Source organism: Mesorhizobium sp. WSM4822 (genome assembly GCF_055811155.1).
In genome coordinates this window covers 412689-430328 of the sequence record NZ_JBVVQM010000001.1, presented here as the reverse complement: position 1 = coordinate 430328, position 17640 = coordinate 412689, and the positions used below count along the sequence as shown (strand labels likewise).

The following is a 17640-nucleotide window of genomic DNA, read 5'->3' as shown; positions in this document are numbered from 1 at the left end:
AGCGGAATCGCCCGGCACACTCAGAATGGTTCGCCGATGACTGTCGTTTTTTACCTGCATGTTCGGCGGGCGGCGGCCACTAGCGGAGATACGCGTCCAGTGATCAACTCGCTGCGATCACTGCATCGGGGGCCGGCATTCGATCGGAACGGAAATGGATTGCGCCTTTGCAGCTAAATCCTACGGAGCTAGTTCTTGGTGAGCGGGTCCGTGAGCCTATGGCTCCCTAATCACTTAGAAGCTAGACGGCACGACGCTCGGTGAGGTTTTACGAAAATGGTCTGGGGAGACTGAACTCGAGCAGACCGTTGTGAGCCACGGCGATGTCATTCGCGAAAGTGTCGATCAGGTCGCGCGAGTAAGTCTGGCGCCTGTTGCGCCCTGGTTGAGCCGCACTATTTGGCATAACGCAGCAACTCTGAACGCGCGGGACAGCTATGTGCAATGACTATGAGCAACATATCGCCTGGGCCGAATATTGCCGGATGATGCAATCACTGGCGCTCGACGTTCCCACCCATCAAACCGAACTGGATTTGCCGCAGGCGGATGACATCCGCATCAGTGATCCCGCCCCGATCATGCGCGCCGCCGGCGACACGATCGAACTCACGCGCATGACCTTTGCCTTTCCGCCCTCCGGGCCCAAAGGCGGGCCGATCTTCAACTTCCACTCGGAAGGACGGAGCTTCTCCAACAGCAAGCGCTGCCTTATTCCGGCGTCGGCTTTCTTCGAATTCACCGGAAAGAAGTCTCCAAAGGCTAAGCATCGCTTCGCGCTCAACGGCGCCTCGTTCATGGCGATCGCCGGCCTGTGGCGCGATGGCGAAGGCAACAAGCCCCCGACGTTCGCTATGCTGACGACGGAACCCGGCCCGGACGTGGCGCCCATCCACAATCGCCAGATTGTGGTTCTGCGCCCGGACGATTGGGCGGCATGGATCTACCTCACGAAACCCGAGGTGGAGCTGTTGAAGGCCCTGCCGGCCGGGTCGCTGGCGGTAGAAACCGTGCGACAAGGAAGCGACTAGCTCAGATGCCGGTGCGTTTTGCGCAAACACGGAAGATTCTTGGCGGCATCGCTTCGGCAATTGCGGCCCCTCGGGATCGCGGCTCTCGCCAAAGCGTCAGCACCTCGTTGTCACTGATTGCCGAGTGGCCACTTCCGCCATCAGCGACGCTTGGCTCGTCGGTGCGCACGAAAGGTATCGAGCGTGAAATACGTGCCCGCCTGCCATGGGCGGTGAGGAAGTACGTCAAAGCCGAGACTGGTCGCATAGCCTTGCCGATGCGCGAAGACGATGCCGAAGAGTTCGAGGCCGCCTCGAACAAGATCGCCAAGATCCTGGAAACCATCGAAGTACTCCCGGTCCTGCCGCGCGAGGCCGAGGACATCCTCACAATTTCTTCGCGTGAGCGTCACAAGTGGCTGAAAGACGGACGGCTGCAAAGCATTGGCACCCGCACCGTGAAGATGCGCGGTCGATCCAAGGCCGTCACCTTCCACGTGTTCGATCCCAAGCACATCGAGGACATCCTTGATCGTGATCTGCCAAGCCTTTGGCGCGAAGAAGACGCGCAGCAAGTTACGGAGAACAGGCGACGTGGCGCCGGCAAGGCTGCCCTGACGCGGGCGGGAAAGGGTAGCGAGAAGGTTCGCGGTTCCGGGAATAACCCCAGAGATGACGCTCCCCGGCCTAAGTTGAAGGGCTGGGACGCGTTCGACGACGAGGGCCTGCTCCGTTAGATCCGCCTTGTAGCCATTCGCGCGTCCAGAATGGACCCTGAGGGAAAGCTAACCGGGAGAAACGATCTGCAGTCGCGATTTGCCCCGAACCATTCCATGCTCAAGGAGTTCTTCAAGCCGACAACAGCCCGTTTCCTGAGGATGGCCGATGTTCGACAACTTCGCGCTTGAAATGGTGGAAACCGAGGGCGGGCCGATAAGGCTTCGGCATGGCGGATCTGGGCCGCCTCTGCTTCTGATCCATGGCCATCCTCGCGCGCATATGACTTGGGGCCAGGTCGCGGACTTGCTGTCAGCAGATTTCAGGATCGTGTGCCCCGACTTTCCGGGCTTCGGGCGCTCCTACGTACCGGCCGATGACCCCGAGAGCAGGTTCTCGTCCAAGCGGGCCAAGGCTTCGGCGCTGACGCCGCCATGGCATTTTAGAGGTAGAAACAACTTTCATCAGTTCGCCTTCTCGTCAGGATGTCTCGACCCGGCATAGCCGCAAGCCATGGCGTTCGAAATCGCGCCTCGCAAAACTGCGCCGGCGGCGCGGTCGAGCTGCGCTGGCTCGACCACGCCGCCGGTCTTACGCCAGTGCTGAGGAGGTCCCGAAGTTTGGGAACACAGAACCTTCAGCGTGGCGTATGGCTAAAAGCGATCGGACCGCGACCGTTCAGGCCGGCAAGGCGCCGGACTTCTTCAGTAAACGACGACGCTCCTGATCGACTTGCCTTCATGCATGAGATCAAAACCCTTGTTGATGTCCTCAAGCTTCAGCAAATGGGTGATCATCGGGTCGATCTGGATCTTGCCGTCCATGTACCAGTCGACGATCGTCGGTACGTCGGTGCGGCCACGTGCGCCGCCAAAAGCGGTGCCCATCCAGGTGCGGCCGGTGACCAGCTGGAATGGCCGTGTCGAAATCTCCTGGCCGGCGCCCGCGACGCCGATGACGACCGACTTGCCCCAGCCACGATGCGAGGCTTCCAGCGCCTGGCGCATCACCTTGGTGCTGCCGGTGCAGTCGAATGTGTAGTCGGCGCCGCCGATCTGGTCGGCGCCACGCTTGGTCATGTTGACGAGGTGGGGCACGACATCGCCGTCGATCTCCTTTGGATTGACGAAATGTGTCATGCCGAACCGCTCGCCCCACTCCTGCTTGTCGTTGTTCAAATCGACGCCGATGATCATGTCGGCGCCGGCAAGTTTCAGGCCCTGGATGACGTTGAGGCCGATGCCGCCGAGGCCGAAGACCACGGCTGTCGCGCCGATCTCGACCTTGGCAGTGTTGATCACAGCGCCGATGCCGGTGGTGACGCCGCAGCCGATGTAGCAGATCTTGTCGAAGGGCGCGTCGGGGTTGACCTTGGCCAGCGCGATCTCGGGCAGCACGGTGAAGTTGGAGAAAGTCGAGCAGCCCATATAGTGAAAGATCTTGTCCTTGCCGATCGAGAAGCGCGATGAACCATCGGGCATCAGGCCCTGGCCCTGGGTGGCGCGGATGGCCGTGCACAGATTGGTTTTTCGCGACAGGCAGGAATGGCACTGGCGGCATTCGGGCGTGTAGAGCGGGATGACGTGGTCGCCCTTCTTGAGCGAGGTGACGCCCTTGCCGATATCGACGACCACGCCGGCGCCCTCATGGCCGAGGATGGCTGGAAACAAGCCTTCCGGATCGGCACCCGACAGCGTGAATTCGTCGGTGTGGCAGATGCCGGTCGCCTTGATCTCGACCAGCACCTCGCCCTCACGCGGGCCGTCGAGGTCGACCTCCATGATCTCCAGCGGCTTTCCGGCGGCGACAGCGACAGCGGCGCGGGTTTTCATCTTTATCTCTCCCCCAAGAACTTGGTTTTGCCGAGCCATGGCTCCGGCTCGGTGTGGGTTGGTCAGGCGGCGGCCATGGCGGGTCCGGCGGGGAACACGCCCGACATCACCGTGAACCCCTTGATGCGCTTTACCCGGTCGCACCAGCGCCGGATTGCCGGATAGTCCTGGCGTGGAACACCCCCCTCCTCCGACAGGATGATGTAGGGAAAGCAGGCGATGTCGGCGATGGTCGGATGACTGGGCAAACAGATCCAGTTTCGGCCCTGCTGCTCGCCAAACCACAAATGCTCGTCGAGGATGCGGAACAGCCGATGCGCGCCGGCTCGAGCGGCATCGATGTCGAAATCGTAGAACAATGCATCGTGCAAGCGGGCGGCGGACGCAGTCGCTGTAATCCCGTCAGCGAAGGCCAGCCACTGGCTGATCTCGCCAATCAGTGCCGGGTTGTCTCTAGGATACCAGGTGCCTGATGAATCGTATTTCGATGCAAGATAGACAAGGATCGCCTGGGCATCACGCAGCACAAGACCGTCGTCGTCGAGCACGGGCAACTGCCCGAGTGGATTGAGCTTCAGGAACCATTCGGATTTGTGCTCGCGGCCGGGGTAGAAATCGACAGGCACGGTCTTGTAGTCGATGTCGAGGAAACTCATCAGCAGCCGCAATTTGTAGCAATTGCCCGACAGTTCATAGTCGTAAAGCGTGATCATCGCTGCTCCTAAATATCGAGTACGAGGCGTGCCGATTTGGCCCGCGAAACACAGGTCATGATCTTGTTGCCCGCCTTCTTCTCGGCGTCGTTCAAATAGACGTCCTGATGGTCCGGCTCGCCTTCGATCACCGTCGCCACACAAGTGCCGCAGGCACCTTGCTCGCACGAGGACGGGACATCGATGCCATTCTCACGCACGACCTGCATGATGGTCTTGCCGGCGGGCACGTTAAGTGTGACGCAGGAGCGCGCCAGGGCCACGTCGAAGCTCGAGCTGTCATCGATCTTGTTGGTGTTCTTGAAATACTCGAAATGCACGGCAGCATCGGGCCAGTCCTGCTCTGCCGCGATCTTGCGGGCAGCCTCCAGCATCGGGCCGGGCCCGCAGATGTAGACATGCATGCCGTTCCGGTATGGGGAAAGCAGTTCGCGCAATTTCGCGCCTGTCTGTTCGGGCGTGAGGCCAAGATGCGGCACCAGTGAGCCGCCGAGTTGCCGCAAGCGATCGGAAAAGGCGAGATGCTCCTCTCCTTGAGCGAAATAGTGCAATTCGTGCGCCAGTTCCTGGTTCTTCAGCGCCTGCGCCATGGCCAGCAGCGGCGTGATGCCAATGCCGCCGGCGACGAACAGCGTCTTGATCGCGTCGCGGCGCAGCGGAAAATTGCTGCGCGGCTCGGAGATCGCCAGCACGTCGCCTTCACGCACGGTCTCGTGCATGCATTTCGAGCCGCCCTTCGAATCCCGCTCCAGCTTGACGCCGATGGTAAAGCTGTCGGTCTCGCCAGGGCCGTTGGTGATCGAATATTGCCGCACCTCGCCATTGGGCATGTGGACATCGATATGGGCACCCGGCTGGAAGGTGGGCAGAAGACCCTTGATCGGGCGAAGTTCGAAGCCAGCTATGCCGTCGGCCGCCAGCCATTTCCTTGCCACCAACACGCGCAGCGCCGCCTTGCGGCCATGCGTCGTCAATTCTGGCATTTCGGCGAGTTCGGCTGATACTTTCTCGTAAACTGGCTCGATCGGCGCCGGCGCGGCCGAGCTCGCCGCCTCGCGCTCCGCGGCATCGCGAAGCTTGCCCAGCCGTTCGTTGTGATGGCGTAGGACGGCAATACGCGCGGCACCCTCAAGGTCCCTGTCGAGCACGCCGCGAATGACCGAACGATTGGAATCGACAGGCTGAACAAAGAAGACGCCATGCGTCTCCTGGCTGCCGTCATGGGAGCGCAGCGCCACTGCAAAATCCTGCACGGCTTCGACGAGGATCTCGGCGCCGTCGCCCTCGACGGCCCCGCTGGGCTGGAAACGATAGGCTTTCAGCTTCTCCACGACTTTGCCGGCAGGCGCATTGACCGGAATGCCGCGCAAGGCAAGCAACTGGCCTTCCGGCAGCCCGGCAAAATCGGGCACCTCCCCTTGCGGCCCTTCGGACGACCAGACCAGGCCATAGCGTTCCACCGCGGGAAAGGTGCGGTTGGTGATGGTGCGCGCCGGCGCGTCGGCGGGGTGCGCGGGGATATAGGTGCAGCCGGCGGTGCGGTTCGAATAACGCCAGCCATGGTACTGGCACTTCAACTCGCGCCCGTCATTGATGCCGATCGACAACCTGACACCGCGATGCAGGCAACGGTTCTCCCAGATGTTGACGTAACCGTCATCGGCCCGCCAGACAGCAAATTCCCGGCCAAGCAACTGGCCATGGAAGACGTGTCGGTGAGGCAGATCGTAGGCAGCGGCAATCGGATGCCACCGGCTTTTGGCTTCTTGCAACATTCGTCGTCTCCAAAAATAGGTCTCAGGCCGCAACCGGGATGACGCCGTAGGTCACGCCCTTCTGGCTAAGCCAACGCCGGTAGGCGATGGCCGACTTGTCGGCCCGGATCGGTGTTTCGGCGCGCGGGTCGAGCGGCAGCCGCTTCGGCACCTGGTTTTCCAGAATCGGCTTGTCCTGGCCGAAGATCGTCTGCTGAAAGCGCTTGATGACCTTGTCTTCATTGTCTTCGTCGAGCACGCAAAGCAGCATGTGGGCGCGCACATGCTCCTGATCGACCGGCTGCAGGAAGACGGCGATGACATCTCGTCGGGTTTCGTCGAGCGGGCTCGATTTGTAGAGAACCGAGCAATAGGGATGCGGGACGCGGTAGATGTAGTCCACATCGGCGCCACCATCCGAAGCAGTCGACGCCATGGGTTGGAAAAAGCGGCAACGCGTGGCCAGTATCTCGTCGCGATCGACAGATATCTCGACGTCGTATTCCTTCACCTCGGTGTGCGGTTCAACGCCCAGGATGTCGGTGTGCACGTAGGGAAAGTGACCCATGTCGAGAAAATTTTCAATGGCGCGCGGTGCCGAGACGTTGACGCCAAACGTTGCCGCGTTGAGCTTGCGGCGGTCGGGCTCGTCATATTCGGGTATCGGAAACAGCTCCGCAGGCGGCGAACCGAGCGACGTCCAGACATAACCATAGGCGCTCTTGGCGGGCAATGTTTCACCGACCGAGGCCGGATCGATCCGCGCGCCGGGTCGCAGATCGGGCCGGGATAGCCAGACTCCAATGGCGCCGGCCGCGCCAATTGCGAAACTGACCTGTTCGCCGAGCAGGGTTGTCTCCACCACGTTGTTCGGCGTCATCTCGGCAATGGCGCCGATCGGATGCCAGAGATTGAGGATGAGCGGATCGAAACATCGCGTCTGTATCATTTTTTCATGTCCTTCGAAGGAGCCAAGCCCAGCATCGATCCGGTCAGGCCTGAGCCGGAAGGGCACCGTAAGTTATTGCCTGATCGCGCAACCAGCGCCGGTAGGAAACCGAAACGGCGTCGGCGCGGATCGGTGTTTCGGCCCGCGGGTCGAGGGGCAGCCTTCGCGGCACCTGGTTTTCCAGGATGGGCTTGTCCTGAGCGAAGATCAGCTGCATGAAGCTGCGCACCGTTGCTGCCTCGATACCGTCCCTCAAATAGCAAAGAAAGGGATGAGCGATGCAATTGTCCTCATCGACCGGCTGCACGAACAAGGTGATGACGTCGAGCCGGTCCTTTTTTACGGGATTGCTCTTGTAGAGCGCGACCGTGTACGGCCGGATCACCTTGTAAGTATAGTCGACGACAAAGCCTTCCCTGGCGGTCGGCGAGGCAAGCGGCTGATAGAACCTGCATTCGGTCGCCAGCACCTCGTCCTTATCGGTGATTTCGACCCTGTACGGCACCACTTCGGTGTGCGGCTCTTCGCCCAGCAAGCCGGTGTGCACAAAAGGGAAATGCCCCATGTCGAGGAAGTTCTCGACGACGCGCAGACCCGACACCTTCACCGCGATCGAGCCGCCGGTGACCAGATGCCGGTCAGCCTCGTTTGATTCCGGGATGTAGACGATGTCACGCCAGGGTTTGCCAAGACACGCCCAGGCGAAGCCGTAACGCTCGGCCGAATTGACCTGTTCGCCAGTGTCTCCACGCACGATCTCCTTGTTGTACCGACCCTTGCAGGTGACTGATAGGGCGACCCCCAACAAGCGTGTCATGAACAGCGAGCCGTTAGAAAGCGTCGAGCAATCCGCGACGATGTGCCAGTCGTTCAGAAGAACCGCATCGTTGCAAGGGCTAGCCATCGCAATCGTCCTCCCTGGCCGGCACTTCACAGCGAACCCGGCTTGGTGACACCAACCATTACAAGCACAGAATTGGATATCAATGTTGGATTTTTTGAAACTCTTTCATGCGTATATTGATTGACAAAAACACCAGACCGATATGCAAATGTCCAGCGTGTTGACACCAGCAATGCCTGGAGGGAGCGGGAAGCCGCATGAGCAATCGGTCACAGGAGATCGCTGCGACGCTGACGAAAGCGATCATGGATCATCGTCTCGTGCCAAGTTGCAAGCTTGGCGAACGCGAGCTCGCAGAAATATTCGACGTCAGCCGCATCGTCGTGCGCCAGGCGCTCATAAGGCTCGCCGATGACGGGCTGGCGCAGATCGAGCGCAATCGCGGCGCCTTCGTTGCCAAGCCAAGCATGCAGGAGGCAATGGAGATCTACGACGCCCTTACACTTGTCGAACAGGGCGTGGCAGCACAGCTGAGCGATCGGCTGGGTCCGGCCGGCTGGGCCGAACTGCGCCATCATGTCGAACGTCAGCGCCAGGCCGTGGCAGCCGGTAACGATGCACTGGCCGACGTGCTGGGCCAGGAGTTCCACACGGTGTTCGTGCGCCTCAGCCGCAACAAGGTGATGCAGGAAATCCATGCCCAGCTCGTGCGCCGCACGACGTTGTTGCGGTCACTCATCACCGCCGATTTCGATTATTGCAATCTCCTGGACGACCATTCGCGGGTTGTCGACCTTCTGGAAAAAGGCCGGCTCAAACAGGCTATGGATCTCATCGACACCCATCACCGCACGGTCGTGCGCGGCTACATCATGGACCGCGAGGTGTTTCCGGAAATGACGCCCGCCGAGGCGCTTGCCCCTTATCTCGACGGTACGACGGACGCAGACGCACCATCGGTTCCGCTTAGACGGCTGGCGAAGTCGTTAAGCAATGGCGATGGGGCGACGCATCTCCACGTCCATCTTCCAAAAACAGATCTGGCACCCGCAAGCCGGGCATCAACCAAAAAAGCCAACAGAGGGTTGCCATCATGAACGACGTAACAAGACGGGATTTCCTGAAATACAGCGGTGCGCTCGGCGCAGCACTTGGCGCCGGAGGCTTGAGCACGATCGCGCATGCGCAGGAGGTGCTGAAAATCGGCGCCGTCTATGTCTCGCCGGTGGCCGAGATCGGCTGGACCAAGCAGCACAGCCTCGGCGTCGACGCCATCAAGGCCGAATTTGGTGACAAGGTTGAACTTACCGTCATCGACAACATCTTCATGCCGCAGGACGCCGAGCGCATCTTTCGCGAGCTGGCCAGCGCCGGCAACAAGCTGATCTTCGGCACCAGCTTTTCGCACGGAACGCCGATGCAGAAAGTGGCGCCGCGATTCCCCAAGGTTGCTTTCGAACATTGTTCCGGCATCACCCACCTCGCCAATCTCGGCACATTCGAGGCCAAATATTACGAGGGTACTTTCGTCGCCGGTGCGGCCGGCGGCTATATGTCGAAGTCAGGCAAGATCGGTTTCATCGGTGGCTTCCCCATCCCCGACATCGTCGGTCCGGCCAATGCACTGCTGCTCGGCGCGCAAAGCGTCAATCCGAACGCCACTTGCAACGCCATCTTCCTGAATTCCTGGTTCGATCCGGGCAAGGAAAAAGAAGCTGCCAAAACGCTGCTCTCACAAGGCTGCGACGTCATCTGCTCGATGACGGACACGGCAACCGGTGTCCAAGTCGCCGGCGAAGGCGGCGCCTGGTCGATTGGCTATGCCAGCGACATGTCGAAGTTTGCCTCGGGCAAACAACTGACCTCGTTCGTGCTCGACTGGACAAGCGATTATGTCGGCGCAGCCAAGGCTGTCGCTGCCGGCACCTGGAAGCCGGAAGTGCGTTGGGACGGACTGGCAGAGGGCGTCGTTAAGATGGCGCCCTACAATGACGGCATTCCGGCCGACACCAAAGCCAAGCTGAAGCAGCTCGAGGCCGACATCGGCAGCGGCAAGGTACACCCCTATGGCGGCGAGTTGAAGGACCAGGACGGCAACGTCAAGGTCGCTGCAGGCTCGGTCCTGGCCGATGACGATGTTCGCGGTATGAACTGGTTCGTCAAAGGGATGATCGGCAAGCTGAGCTGAACGCCATCAAAGAACCAGGGAGACGCCGAAGCCGACCTTCGACGTCTCCCTGCCTGGTTCCCGTCCAACCCCGCTTCACGCCACGGCAGGACCCGCCATGCATCCGCGTCTAGAATTGCGCAACATCTGCAAGCGCTATCCCGGCGTCGTCGCCAATGACGACGTCTCGCTGTCTATCCAGCCCGGCGAAATCCACGCCGTACTGGGCGAAAACGGCGCCGGCAAATCGACCCTGATGAAGATCATCTATGGCGCGGCGCAGGCCGATTCCGGCGAGATCTTCTGCGACGGCAATCCGATCGCGGCACACAACCCGGCGACGTCGCGCGCGCTCGGCATCGAGATGGTCTACCAGCACTTCGCTCTGTTCGAATCTGTTTCGGTGGTCGAGAACATCGCGCTCTCGGCAAGCAGCGCCTTCGACCTGCCCTCGCTTGCCGACAAGATCCGCGAGCTTTCGCTTCGCTACGGCATGCCGATCGATCCGCATCGGCAGGTGCATGATCTCTCTGTCGGTGAGCGGCAGCGCGTCGAGATCGTGCGCTGCCTGCTGCAGGCGCCCAAGCTTCTGATCCTCGACGAGCCGACCTCCGTGCTGACGCCACAGGCGGTGGTCAAGCTGTTCGAGATGCTTCGACAACTCGCCGCCGAAGGCTGCAGCATCGTCTACATCAGCCACAAGCTCGACGAGGTGCAGGAGCTCTGCGACACCGCAACCGTGCTGCGCAACGGCAAGGTCACCGGCACCGCTCGGCCGAAAGAGACGACCTCGCTCGAGCTTGCCCGCATGATGGTCGGCTCGAAGCTGCCGGAAATGCATGTCAGCCCGCCGTCCCCGAGCGAGAAGCCAGTGCTCGAGGTCAACAACCTTTCGGTCAAGGCAAGAGACCATTTCGGCGTAGATCTGAAGGACGTCTCCTTCAACGTTCATGGCGGGGAAATCGTCGGCCTGGCGGGAGTGTCCGGGAACGGCCAGGCGGAGCTTATCGCCTTGCTTAGCGGCGAACGCACGCATCACAACAACGACGCGATCAGGATTTGCGGTACCGCTGCCGCTCGCCTTCGTGCCGACGAGCGCCGCAAGCTCGGTCTTGCCTTCGTTCCCGAGGAACGGCTGGGGCGTGGCGCGGTACCGTCGCATACGCTGTGGGAGAACGCGGTTCTGACCGCCCATCGCTTCGGTACCGTCCGCAAAGGCCTGGTCGACAGGCGCAGGGCCAGCGCTTTCGCTGCCGGCATCATCGACAGGTTCAAGGTCAAGGCCAATGGTACAGGCTCGACGGCACAGAGCCTGTCGGGCGGCAATCTGCAGAAATTCATCGTCGGCCGCGAGATCGCACTTGAGCCGAAACTGCTGCTTGTTTCGCAGCCGACCTGGGGTGTCGATGTCGGAGCCAGCGCCTTCATTCGCCAGACCATCGTCGACCTCAGCCGCGCCGGCGCGGCGGTGCTCGTCGTCTCCGAGGAGCTCGACGAGTTGTTCGAGATTTGCGACCGGCTTCTGGTGATCTGCAAAGGCCGGGTGTCACCACCGCTCATACGCAAGACGACCGATCGCGAGGAGATCGGACTGCTGATGACCGGCCGAACGATGAGCAAGGACGAAATGGCAAGTGGGAGGGGCGACGTTGCGCTTCAGGATTGAACAAAGGCCGGAGCCGTCGGCTGCGATGCGTGTGGCGGCACCGGTTCTGGCGTCGGCCTTGACGCTGGTCGTCGGCTCGACCTTCTTTGCCTCGCTCGGACACGATCCGCTGCCGACGCTCTACGCCTTTTTCGTCGAGCCCCTCAGTTCAATGAACGGGCTGTCGGAATGGCTGCTGAAGGCGTCACCGCTAATCCTCATCGCCTGCGGGTTAGCGGTCGGCTTCCGCGCCAATGTCTGGAACATCGGCGCCGAGGGCCAATTCACCATGGGCGCGATTGCGGCGAGTGGCGTCGGCCTCTTCTGGCCGAACCCCGACAGCCTGCTGCTGTTGCCGTTGATGTTCGTTGCCGGCATGGGCGCCGGCATGGCGTGGGCCGCGATTCCAGCCTTCCTGCGCGCCCGCATGAACACCAACGAGATCCTGGTCACGCTGATGATGACCTATATCGCCACTCTGTTCCTGTCCTATCTCGTGCATGCGCCGTGGCGTGATCCGGCCGGTTTCAATTATCCGCAGACAGCGCTTTTGCCGACAGCCGCCCTGTTCGAATCCTTCGACCCCGCCTACCGGCTCAACCCTTCGATCTTTATCACCGTCGTTGCCGTGCTCGTGATGTGGCTGTTCACCGACCGCAGCTTCCTTGGCTACAAGATGTCGGTGAGTGGCGCAGCACCGCTTGCCGCCCGCTATGCCGGCTTTCGAGAATCCGCCGCCGTCTGGATCGGACTGCTGGCGGGAGGTGCGGCTGCCGGCATCGCCGGCATGGCGGAGGCCGCCGGGCCGCTCGGCCAGCTCTCGCCGCAGATTTCGCCCGGCTACGGTTTCGCGGCCATCATCGTGGCCTTCATCGGACGGCTGAACGCCTTTGGCATCGTTCTCGGCGGGCTGTTGATGTCGCTGCTTTTCCTTGGCGGCGAAGGCGTGCAGATGACGCTGGGCCTGCCCTCGGCGTTGACTCGCATCTTCCAGGGCATCCTTCTGTTCTTCCTGCTCGCCGCCGATTTCTTCATTTTCTATCGCGTTCGTCTGGTACGGCCGGCCCGAGACACGCATGCGCTGGAGACTGCATGATGGATCTGTTCATCGCCATCTTCACCGGCACCATCATCGCCGCCACGCCGCTGATATTCGCGGCTCTCGGCGAGCTCGTGGTCGAGAAGTCCGGCGTTCTCAACCTCGGCATCGAAGGCATGATGCTGATGGGTGCGGCATTGGCTTTTGGCGCCGTCACAGCGGGCTATTCGATGCCTGTCGCTATCCTTGCCGGCGCGCTGGCGGGTGCCGCCGCCTCGCTGCTGTTCGGCGTTTTGGCGCTGACTTTCCTCACAAATCAATATGCCGCCGGACTGGCGCTGGCGATCTTCGGCTCCGGCGTGTCCGCATTCCTTGGACGCGGCTTCGGCAGCGAGCCGATCGAGGCGCTGCACGGCGTCGATATCCCCGTTCTGTCCGACCTGCCGCTGATCGGTCCCATGCTGTTCCGCTTCGACCCAATGGTCTATCTGGCTCTGCTGATGTTCGTTGCCATCAGCTGGTTCCTCTATCGCACGAAGGCCGGGCTGGTCCTGCGCACGATCGGCGAGTCGCCGCAGACGTCGCATGCGATCGGCTATCCGGTGATCAGGATCCGCTACATGGCCGTCCTGTTCGGTGGAGCGATGGCCGGCCTGGCTGGCGCTTACCTGTCGGTCGCCTACACGCCGCTATGGGTCGAGAACATGACTGCTGGCAAGGGCTGGATAGCCCTAGCGCTGGTGGTTTTCGCCACATGGCGGCCGCTGCGCATCTTGCTTGGGGCCTGGCTGTTCGGCGGCATGACGATCCTGCAGTTGCAAGGACAGGCGCTGGGGCTAGACGTGCCGTCCGAACTGCTGTCGGCTCTGCCCTATCTGGCGACCATCGTCGTGCTGGTCCTCATTTCGCGAAACCGCCAGATGCTTGCACTGCATTTCCCGGCCTCGCTGGCAAAGCCTTTCCGTCCCGCGGCTTAGTTCAGACTAGCGGGCATTGGCCCAGGTGCCAGCGCCACTCCTCAGGCGGCCGGGCAATATGAAGCTCCAGACAGGGCAGGTTCATGCGGAGATGGCCCTCCGCGTCAGTGGCTGCTTCATCGCGAAAAAATTGGCCGCCAAGGCTATCTCAACGGCGTGGATCGGGAAAGCGTCGCAGAACTCCTCGACTGAACGGCGAGCCACCGACAGCCTTCGGAGGGAATTGGTCGTCCACGCAAGTACACAAATCCCAGCTAGGCCGCGTATCGCCTATAGCAGAAGAATGGGCCCTCAATAGTGGGTATTGAGATGTAGCGGTCTACCGACTCGAACCCCACTGATGCTTGGATCAAGGCTGCACCACAGCGAATCCAGACACCCCCGCCTCCTTCAGAAGCGCGCGCATCTCAACGGCAGGCGCGGGGCAGAAAGCTCGAAAAGCTTCCAAGAACTCCGATCGCGAATTGTAGAACGGTACAAACGACGGCTTGCGGCCATGGGCGGACTGTGCCCTTCCAAGGAGCCGAATAGTGTGACTACCTCCTGCAGGTTAGTCTCCACCTTTGAGGCCTGTTTGCCGTGTAGGCAGTATTGGCGACGGATGCAGCGGCGGCGATCCAAGGTTCGGTGAAGATGACCCCAATGCCACCCTCGCCCTAGGTAGCTAATCTTGTTAGTTGCTACCTCATAAAGAGAATGCCGCCCAGCTCCTTGCGATCGATCGACGCGTTGCCGTTGGCGTCGCCAACAGTCTCGGATTGCTGGAACGATGGCCACCTACGCGAGTTGGTCTCACCAGCGTGGTGGGCTGTTGGCGCACACGAACTGCAACCAATTATACTTACTAACCTGCGTTGATCTGGGGCATCTGGAATCGCCAGCCTGCTGTTCACAAGGAATCTTTCTACCTCGACGAGAGCAGACTGAGCAGAAGGCCCTTGGCTGACGAATGACGTTTCTTCGTCGCGCGTGAGCATGTTTGGATTTCCATGAAGATCAAGCGAGCCTGGTGTCGCGTACGCTTCAGGGTGGTACCAAGCGCCTGACGCCAGTTGCACAACACCCTCCAAGACGTCGCTCGAAAGCACCGCGCCAGCCAGGCATGCGCCGCGGTCATTGAAGACCCGCACGGTGTCGCCATTTTCGATCCGTCGGGAAGCAGCATCGATGCTGTTGATCAGAACCGGCTCACGCCCAGCGACTTTTGACTCGCGGCTCAGCTTTGCGTCGTCCAGCTGGCTGTGAAGTCGCGTCGAAGGCTGATTTGAGATTAGGTGAAGGGGAAACCGCTCGGCGGCTTTTGCCGAGTGCCATTCTTTCGGCGGCAACCAGACCGGATGGCCAGGGCAATTGTCATAGCCAAAACCCGTAATCGTCTCACTGAAGATTTCTATGCGTCCTGATGGCGTTCCAAGTGGGTTGGCCACGGGGTCGGCACGGAAATGCCGAACAGGATGAAGCCCTCCTCCGGCGACGGCACCTCGACGAAGCCATCCCTCCAGAACCTTGAGAACTCAGGCAACTCTACATTGTGCACCCGAGCCTTCGAGCGGCATCGGTCGTAAGCATGCTCGATCTACCTACGAATATCGCGGCCCTCCGTGAACTGCTCACGAAGCCAAGGTGGCCGGCAAGGTCACTAAAGATGTCATAGTCGTTGCGCGCCTGGCCAACCGGTTCAATCAGCTGCGGCATCGCGACGATGAAGCGGTCGCGGGGGGATGCTCCGACATCATCCCGTTCAAAGGTGGTCGTCGCCGGCAATACGATGTCGGCCTGGCGCGCCGTCGCCGTCCACCAGACCTCATTCACGATGATTGTCTCTGGCCTGTTCCAGGCTTCGACCAGACGGCTAATGTCCTGATGGTGATGGAACGGATTGCCGCCCGCCCAATAAACGAGCTTGATGTTTGGGAAGGTTACAGTCTTGCCGTTGAAAGGGATTGTCCTGCCCGGCTGAAGCAGCAGATCCGCCATTCGGGCGACTGGAATTGCCAGACCGAGCGTGCGTGACATCGATGACGCGGCCGATCATGACATTGTGCGTGCCTACGACATGTACATCCTCGATCTCGCAATCGAAATTGGCGATCTCATCCGACAGTGCCGGCGTGCCGACGTCAACGATTGAACATATAAGCTTAGAGGAATTCGCCACTACTCACTACTCGGCGTCTACTTCGCGATTGGCTGATGAGAGTGCCGCTGACCCCCTTATTCTCCCCGCAAATAGGCAATCACTACATTGGCTGCTATGGCTGACATCTGCACGCCTACATCCCGTGGGATGTCACCTTCGACGCGGCTTTGCGCCCAGCCGAGGAAGGCGAAGCGCGCAAGGCCGAAAATAGCGGCAGCGCGGCGATGTCGCGCGCGGTCAGTGCCCGCTCCTGCCGATAGCCCTCGAGCAAAGCGGCCTCGATCAGCGGATAGATCGCCTCATCGCGGTTCTGGTAGAGCGCGACGGCAAGGTCGTACATGTGCCAGCCATGGCCGCAATCGTCGAAGTCGATGATGCGGATCGCGCCGTCATGGACGAGCACATTCTCGCGCACCAGATCGGCGTGGATGATTCCGAAATTGCGGGCGCTGCGTTCATGCTCCGACAGCACCTTCACGGCCTTTTCCCGCGCCCGGAGGTGACCATTTGGATACTTTTGCTCATTGCCTGATGAACACGCCCGTATAGGTCTGGCCGGCAAGCGCAACGGTTCCCGCCAGAGTTCCGTCGGGCAGCATCATAAAACTGACGTCAGCACCATTCGGGAAGCGCCCAAGCTTCAACGTAGTCCTTACAATTTTTCCCGCTCCCGCGGCCTCTCCCGGATTGTTGTCGCCCAGCATTCCCCACGCAAAGGTGACCGTCACTTGGCCGTTCTGAGAAATCGTCTGCACAGCGACTTTGGCTTCATCCGACCCCTCCAATCGTCCGACCCACATGCCCGAAAATGCGGCGTACTTTGTTGGAACGCCCTTCGCGGGGGGAGTGATTGTCACGGATTGGTCCATGATTGCAGAGCCAGGAGGAATGGGATCCAAGGCCGGTTGAGGAGGAACAGCAACAGTATCTGACGCAGGTTCGAGAGCGGCTGATTGCGGCGCTTCGGGAGCCGATTGGCACGCCGCCAGGGCAAGCGCCGCGAAGCCCAGCATTGTGTTCCGCATCAAATCCTCCACCTCGTCCCCAAGCTGTCGGTGGGCAGCGGGCACCGAATTTCACATCATTCTACACCACCACCCGATGCATAGCGTATAGCACTTGCGTCCACGCAAAGCAGGGGTAGCCGCGCACCTGGCTTGTCAGATTTACGGGAGCTACGGTGACAGCTCCCGAGGCGACGATTCATGGGCATATGGTCCATTCGGAGGCCAGAACTCATGCCGTCGCCGCCTCCGTAGGATTATTCCAATAGGTGTAGATGCCCTTCTCCGGATGGATGCGTCGAACCGCATCGATCCACCTATCCTAGACCAGGGCATCTCGGCACAGGCCTGGCGGCTCTCAGGGAGGTAACCCGCATCGCCCAGCCATCCTTAGGGCGCCACGGCGTCAATCGGAGTTGGAACGACGTTGTAGTCTCCACACAGCACCCGACATGACACCGGCACTCGCAGCATTTCCTCACTGCATTTTATGCGATTCCGGGCTGCGCTACTCATCGCTGTAATCGCTAGCAAGAGAGTGTTAATGCCCACGAAAGCATGACCGGTGGCCCCCGTCACCTTTTTTCAATCACAGGTTGAGAACCAAACGTGTTGTTCTAATCACCGGATCGAGCGGCTGTTGCAATTGGCCATCTACAAATAAGGTAGAACGACCCATTTTGTTGCTTTTTTGCAACGCTGTAATGCCAATAGCAACATTTGAAAAAGAACGTTTTAGGAACTCGGTTATCTGGACGTCCGGCTGATCGCTATAGGTTCCACCAGGTGGGACTTGCCTCCTGGCAAAGGAGGTCTGCCATGCAAATACAACCTAAGATACGCCTTTTG

At 60.5% G+C, this 17640-nt stretch carries 18 protein-coding genes; 8 read left to right on the top strand and 10 right to left on the bottom strand.

The window, feature by feature from the left end; translation table 11 throughout:
• Positions 1 to 437: 437 nt before the first annotated feature.
• From AC0L3E_RS02190 to AC0L3E_RS02180, 3 genes are all read left to right on the top strand, one after another.
• Positions 438 to 1031: an SOS response-associated peptidase gene (locus AC0L3E_RS02190; RefSeq protein ID WP_473604146.1), complete on the top strand. Its 594-nt coding sequence runs from the start codon at positions 438 to 440 to the stop codon at positions 1029 to 1031.
• Positions 1032 to 1036: 5 nt separating this feature from the next.
• Complete coding sequence (locus AC0L3E_RS02185) at positions 1037 to 1747, top strand: hypothetical protein (protein ID WP_473604145.1); 711 nt, start codon at positions 1037 to 1039, stop codon at positions 1745 to 1747.
• A 148-nt stretch (positions 1748 to 1895) separates the two neighbouring features.
• On the top strand, positions 1896 to 2231 hold the full coding sequence (locus AC0L3E_RS02180) for an alpha/beta fold hydrolase (RefSeq protein WP_473604144.1): 336 nt from the start codon (positions 1896 to 1898) through the stop codon (positions 2229 to 2231).
• Positions 2232 to 2431: 200 nt separating this feature from the next.
• Here AC0L3E_RS02180 and AC0L3E_RS02175 read toward each other — a convergent pair whose 3' ends face one another.
• From AC0L3E_RS02175 to AC0L3E_RS02155, 5 genes are all read right to left on the bottom strand, one after another.
• Complete coding sequence (locus AC0L3E_RS02175; protein WP_473604143.1) at positions 2432 to 3559, bottom strand: S-(hydroxymethyl)glutathione dehydrogenase/class III alcohol dehydrogenase; 1128 nt, start codon at positions 3557 to 3559, stop codon at positions 2432 to 2434.
• Positions 3560 to 3621: 62 nt separating this feature from the next.
• Complete coding sequence (locus tag AC0L3E_RS02170; protein WP_473604142.1) at positions 3622 to 4272, bottom strand: glutathione S-transferase family protein; 651 nt, start codon at positions 4270 to 4272, stop codon at positions 3622 to 3624.
• 8 nt (positions 4273 to 4280) lie between these two features.
• Positions 4281 to 6047, bottom strand: coding sequence for a PDR/VanB family oxidoreductase (locus AC0L3E_RS02165; RefSeq protein WP_473604140.1), 1767 nt, complete (start codon positions 6045 to 6047; stop codon positions 4281 to 4283).
• A 22-nt stretch (positions 6048 to 6069) separates the two neighbouring features.
• Positions 6070 to 6975, bottom strand: coding sequence for an aromatic ring-hydroxylating dioxygenase subunit alpha (locus AC0L3E_RS02160; RefSeq protein WP_473604139.1), 906 nt, complete (start codon positions 6973 to 6975; stop codon positions 6070 to 6072).
• A gap of 43 nt (positions 6976 to 7018) precedes the next feature.
• Complete coding sequence (locus AC0L3E_RS02155) at positions 7019 to 7879, bottom strand: aromatic ring-hydroxylating dioxygenase subunit alpha (RefSeq protein ID WP_473604138.1); 861 nt, start codon at positions 7877 to 7879, stop codon at positions 7019 to 7021.
• A gap of 197 nt (positions 7880 to 8076) precedes the next feature.
• Between AC0L3E_RS02155 and AC0L3E_RS02150 the strand changes: the two genes are divergently transcribed.
• The 5 genes from AC0L3E_RS02150 (at position 8077) to AC0L3E_RS02130 (ending at position 13647) form a co-directional block, all read left to right on the top strand.
• On the top strand, positions 8077 to 8916 hold the full coding sequence (locus tag AC0L3E_RS02150; protein WP_473604137.1) for a GntR family transcriptional regulator: 840 nt from the start codon (positions 8077 to 8079) through the stop codon (positions 8914 to 8916).
• Positions 8913 to 10007, top strand: coding sequence for a BMP family ABC transporter substrate-binding protein (locus AC0L3E_RS02145; protein WP_473604136.1), 1095 nt, complete (start codon positions 8913 to 8915; stop codon positions 10005 to 10007). Before AC0L3E_RS02150 ends, AC0L3E_RS02145 begins: the two co-directional genes overlap by 4 nt.
• A 97-nt stretch (positions 10008 to 10104) precedes the next feature.
• Positions 10105 to 11652, top strand: a complete 1548-nt coding sequence (locus AC0L3E_RS02140; RefSeq protein WP_473604135.1) for an ABC transporter ATP-binding protein — start codon at positions 10105 to 10107, stop codon at positions 11650 to 11652.
• Positions 11636 to 12727, top strand: coding sequence for an ABC transporter permease (locus tag AC0L3E_RS02135; protein WP_473604134.1), 1092 nt, complete (start codon positions 11636 to 11638; stop codon positions 12725 to 12727). Before AC0L3E_RS02140 ends, AC0L3E_RS02135 begins: the two co-directional genes overlap by 17 nt.
• Entirely contained in the window at positions 12727 to 13647 is a 921-nt protein-coding gene (locus tag AC0L3E_RS02130) for an ABC transporter permease (protein WP_473604364.1), read from the top strand. The genes AC0L3E_RS02135 and AC0L3E_RS02130 overlap by 1 nt, the downstream gene beginning before the upstream one ends.
• A gap of 680 nt (positions 13648 to 14327) precedes the next feature.
• On the opposite strand, the gene AC0L3E_RS02125 is transcribed toward AC0L3E_RS02130, so the two are convergent.
• From AC0L3E_RS02125 to AC0L3E_RS02105, 5 genes are all read right to left on the bottom strand, one after another.
• The gene (locus AC0L3E_RS02125) at positions 14328 to 15074 is read right to left on the bottom strand and encodes a molybdopterin dinucleotide binding domain-containing protein (protein ID WP_473604133.1); all 747 of its coding nucleotides are present in this window, start codon (positions 15072 to 15074) and stop codon (positions 14328 to 14330) included.
• A gap of 97 nt (positions 15075 to 15171) precedes the next feature.
• Entirely contained in the window at positions 15172 to 15555 is a 384-nt protein-coding gene (locus tag AC0L3E_RS02120; protein WP_473604363.1) for a molybdopterin-dependent oxidoreductase, read from the bottom strand.
• Positions 15500 to 15805, bottom strand: coding sequence for a flavin reductase family protein (locus tag AC0L3E_RS02115; RefSeq protein ID WP_473604131.1), 306 nt, complete (start codon positions 15803 to 15805; stop codon positions 15500 to 15502). Before AC0L3E_RS02115 ends, AC0L3E_RS02120 begins: the two co-directional genes overlap by 56 nt.
• A 115-nt stretch (positions 15806 to 15920) precedes the next feature.
• On the bottom strand, positions 15921 to 16265 hold the full coding sequence (locus AC0L3E_RS02110) for a phosphotransferase enzyme family protein (RefSeq protein WP_473604130.1): 345 nt from the start codon (positions 16263 to 16265) through the stop codon (positions 15921 to 15923).
• Between the two features lie 43 nt (positions 16266 to 16308).
• Complete coding sequence (locus AC0L3E_RS02105) at positions 16309 to 16812, bottom strand: hypothetical protein (protein WP_473604129.1); 504 nt, start codon at positions 16810 to 16812, stop codon at positions 16309 to 16311.
• Between the last annotated feature and the right edge of the window lie 828 nt (positions 16813 to 17640).

What these genes read in the sequence shown, in the direction of transcription:
- AC0L3E_RS02185 (WP_473604145.1), top strand. Translation starts at nt 1,037, where the DNA reads ATGCCGGTGCGTTTTGCGCAAACACGGAAGATTCTTGGCGGCATCGCT.
- AC0L3E_RS02165 (WP_473604140.1), bottom strand. Translation starts at nt 6,047, where the DNA reads ATGTTGCAAGAAGCCAAAAGCCGGTGGCATCCGATTGCCGCTGCCTAC.
- AC0L3E_RS02175 (WP_473604143.1), bottom strand. Translation starts at nt 3,559, where the DNA reads ATGAAAACCCGCGCCGCTGTCGCTGTCGCCGCCGGAAAGCCGCTGGAG.
- AC0L3E_RS02130 (WP_473604364.1), top strand. Translation starts at nt 12,727, where the DNA reads ATGGATCTGTTCATCGCCATCTTCACCGGCACCATCATCGCCGCCACG.
- AC0L3E_RS02150 (WP_473604137.1), top strand. Translation starts at nt 8,077, where the DNA reads ATGAGCAATCGGTCACAGGAGATCGCTGCGACGCTGACGAAAGCGATC.
- AC0L3E_RS02160 (WP_473604139.1), bottom strand. Translation starts at nt 6,975, where the DNA reads ATGATACAGACGCGATGTTTCGATCCGCTCATCCTCAATCTCTGGCAT.
- AC0L3E_RS02190 (WP_473604146.1), top strand. Translation starts at nt 438, where the DNA reads ATGTGCAATGACTATGAGCAACATATCGCCTGGGCCGAATATTGCCGG.
- AC0L3E_RS02155 (WP_473604138.1), bottom strand. Translation starts at nt 7,879, where the DNA reads ATGGCTAGCCCTTGCAACGATGCGGTTCTTCTGAACGACTGGCACATC.
- AC0L3E_RS02170 (WP_473604142.1), bottom strand. Translation starts at nt 4,272, where the DNA reads ATGATCACGCTTTACGACTATGAACTGTCGGGCAATTGCTACAAATTG.
- AC0L3E_RS02180 (WP_473604144.1), top strand. Translation starts at nt 1,896, where the DNA reads ATGTTCGACAACTTCGCGCTTGAAATGGTGGAAACCGAGGGCGGGCCG.
- AC0L3E_RS02145 (WP_473604136.1), top strand. Translation starts at nt 8,913, where the DNA reads ATGAACGACGTAACAAGACGGGATTTCCTGAAATACAGCGGTGCGCTC.
- AC0L3E_RS02105 (WP_473604129.1), bottom strand. Translation starts at nt 16,812, where the DNA reads ATGCGGAACACAATGCTGGGCTTCGCGGCGCTTGCCCTGGCGGCGTGC.
- AC0L3E_RS02140 (WP_473604135.1), top strand. Translation starts at nt 10,105, where the DNA reads ATGCATCCGCGTCTAGAATTGCGCAACATCTGCAAGCGCTATCCCGGC.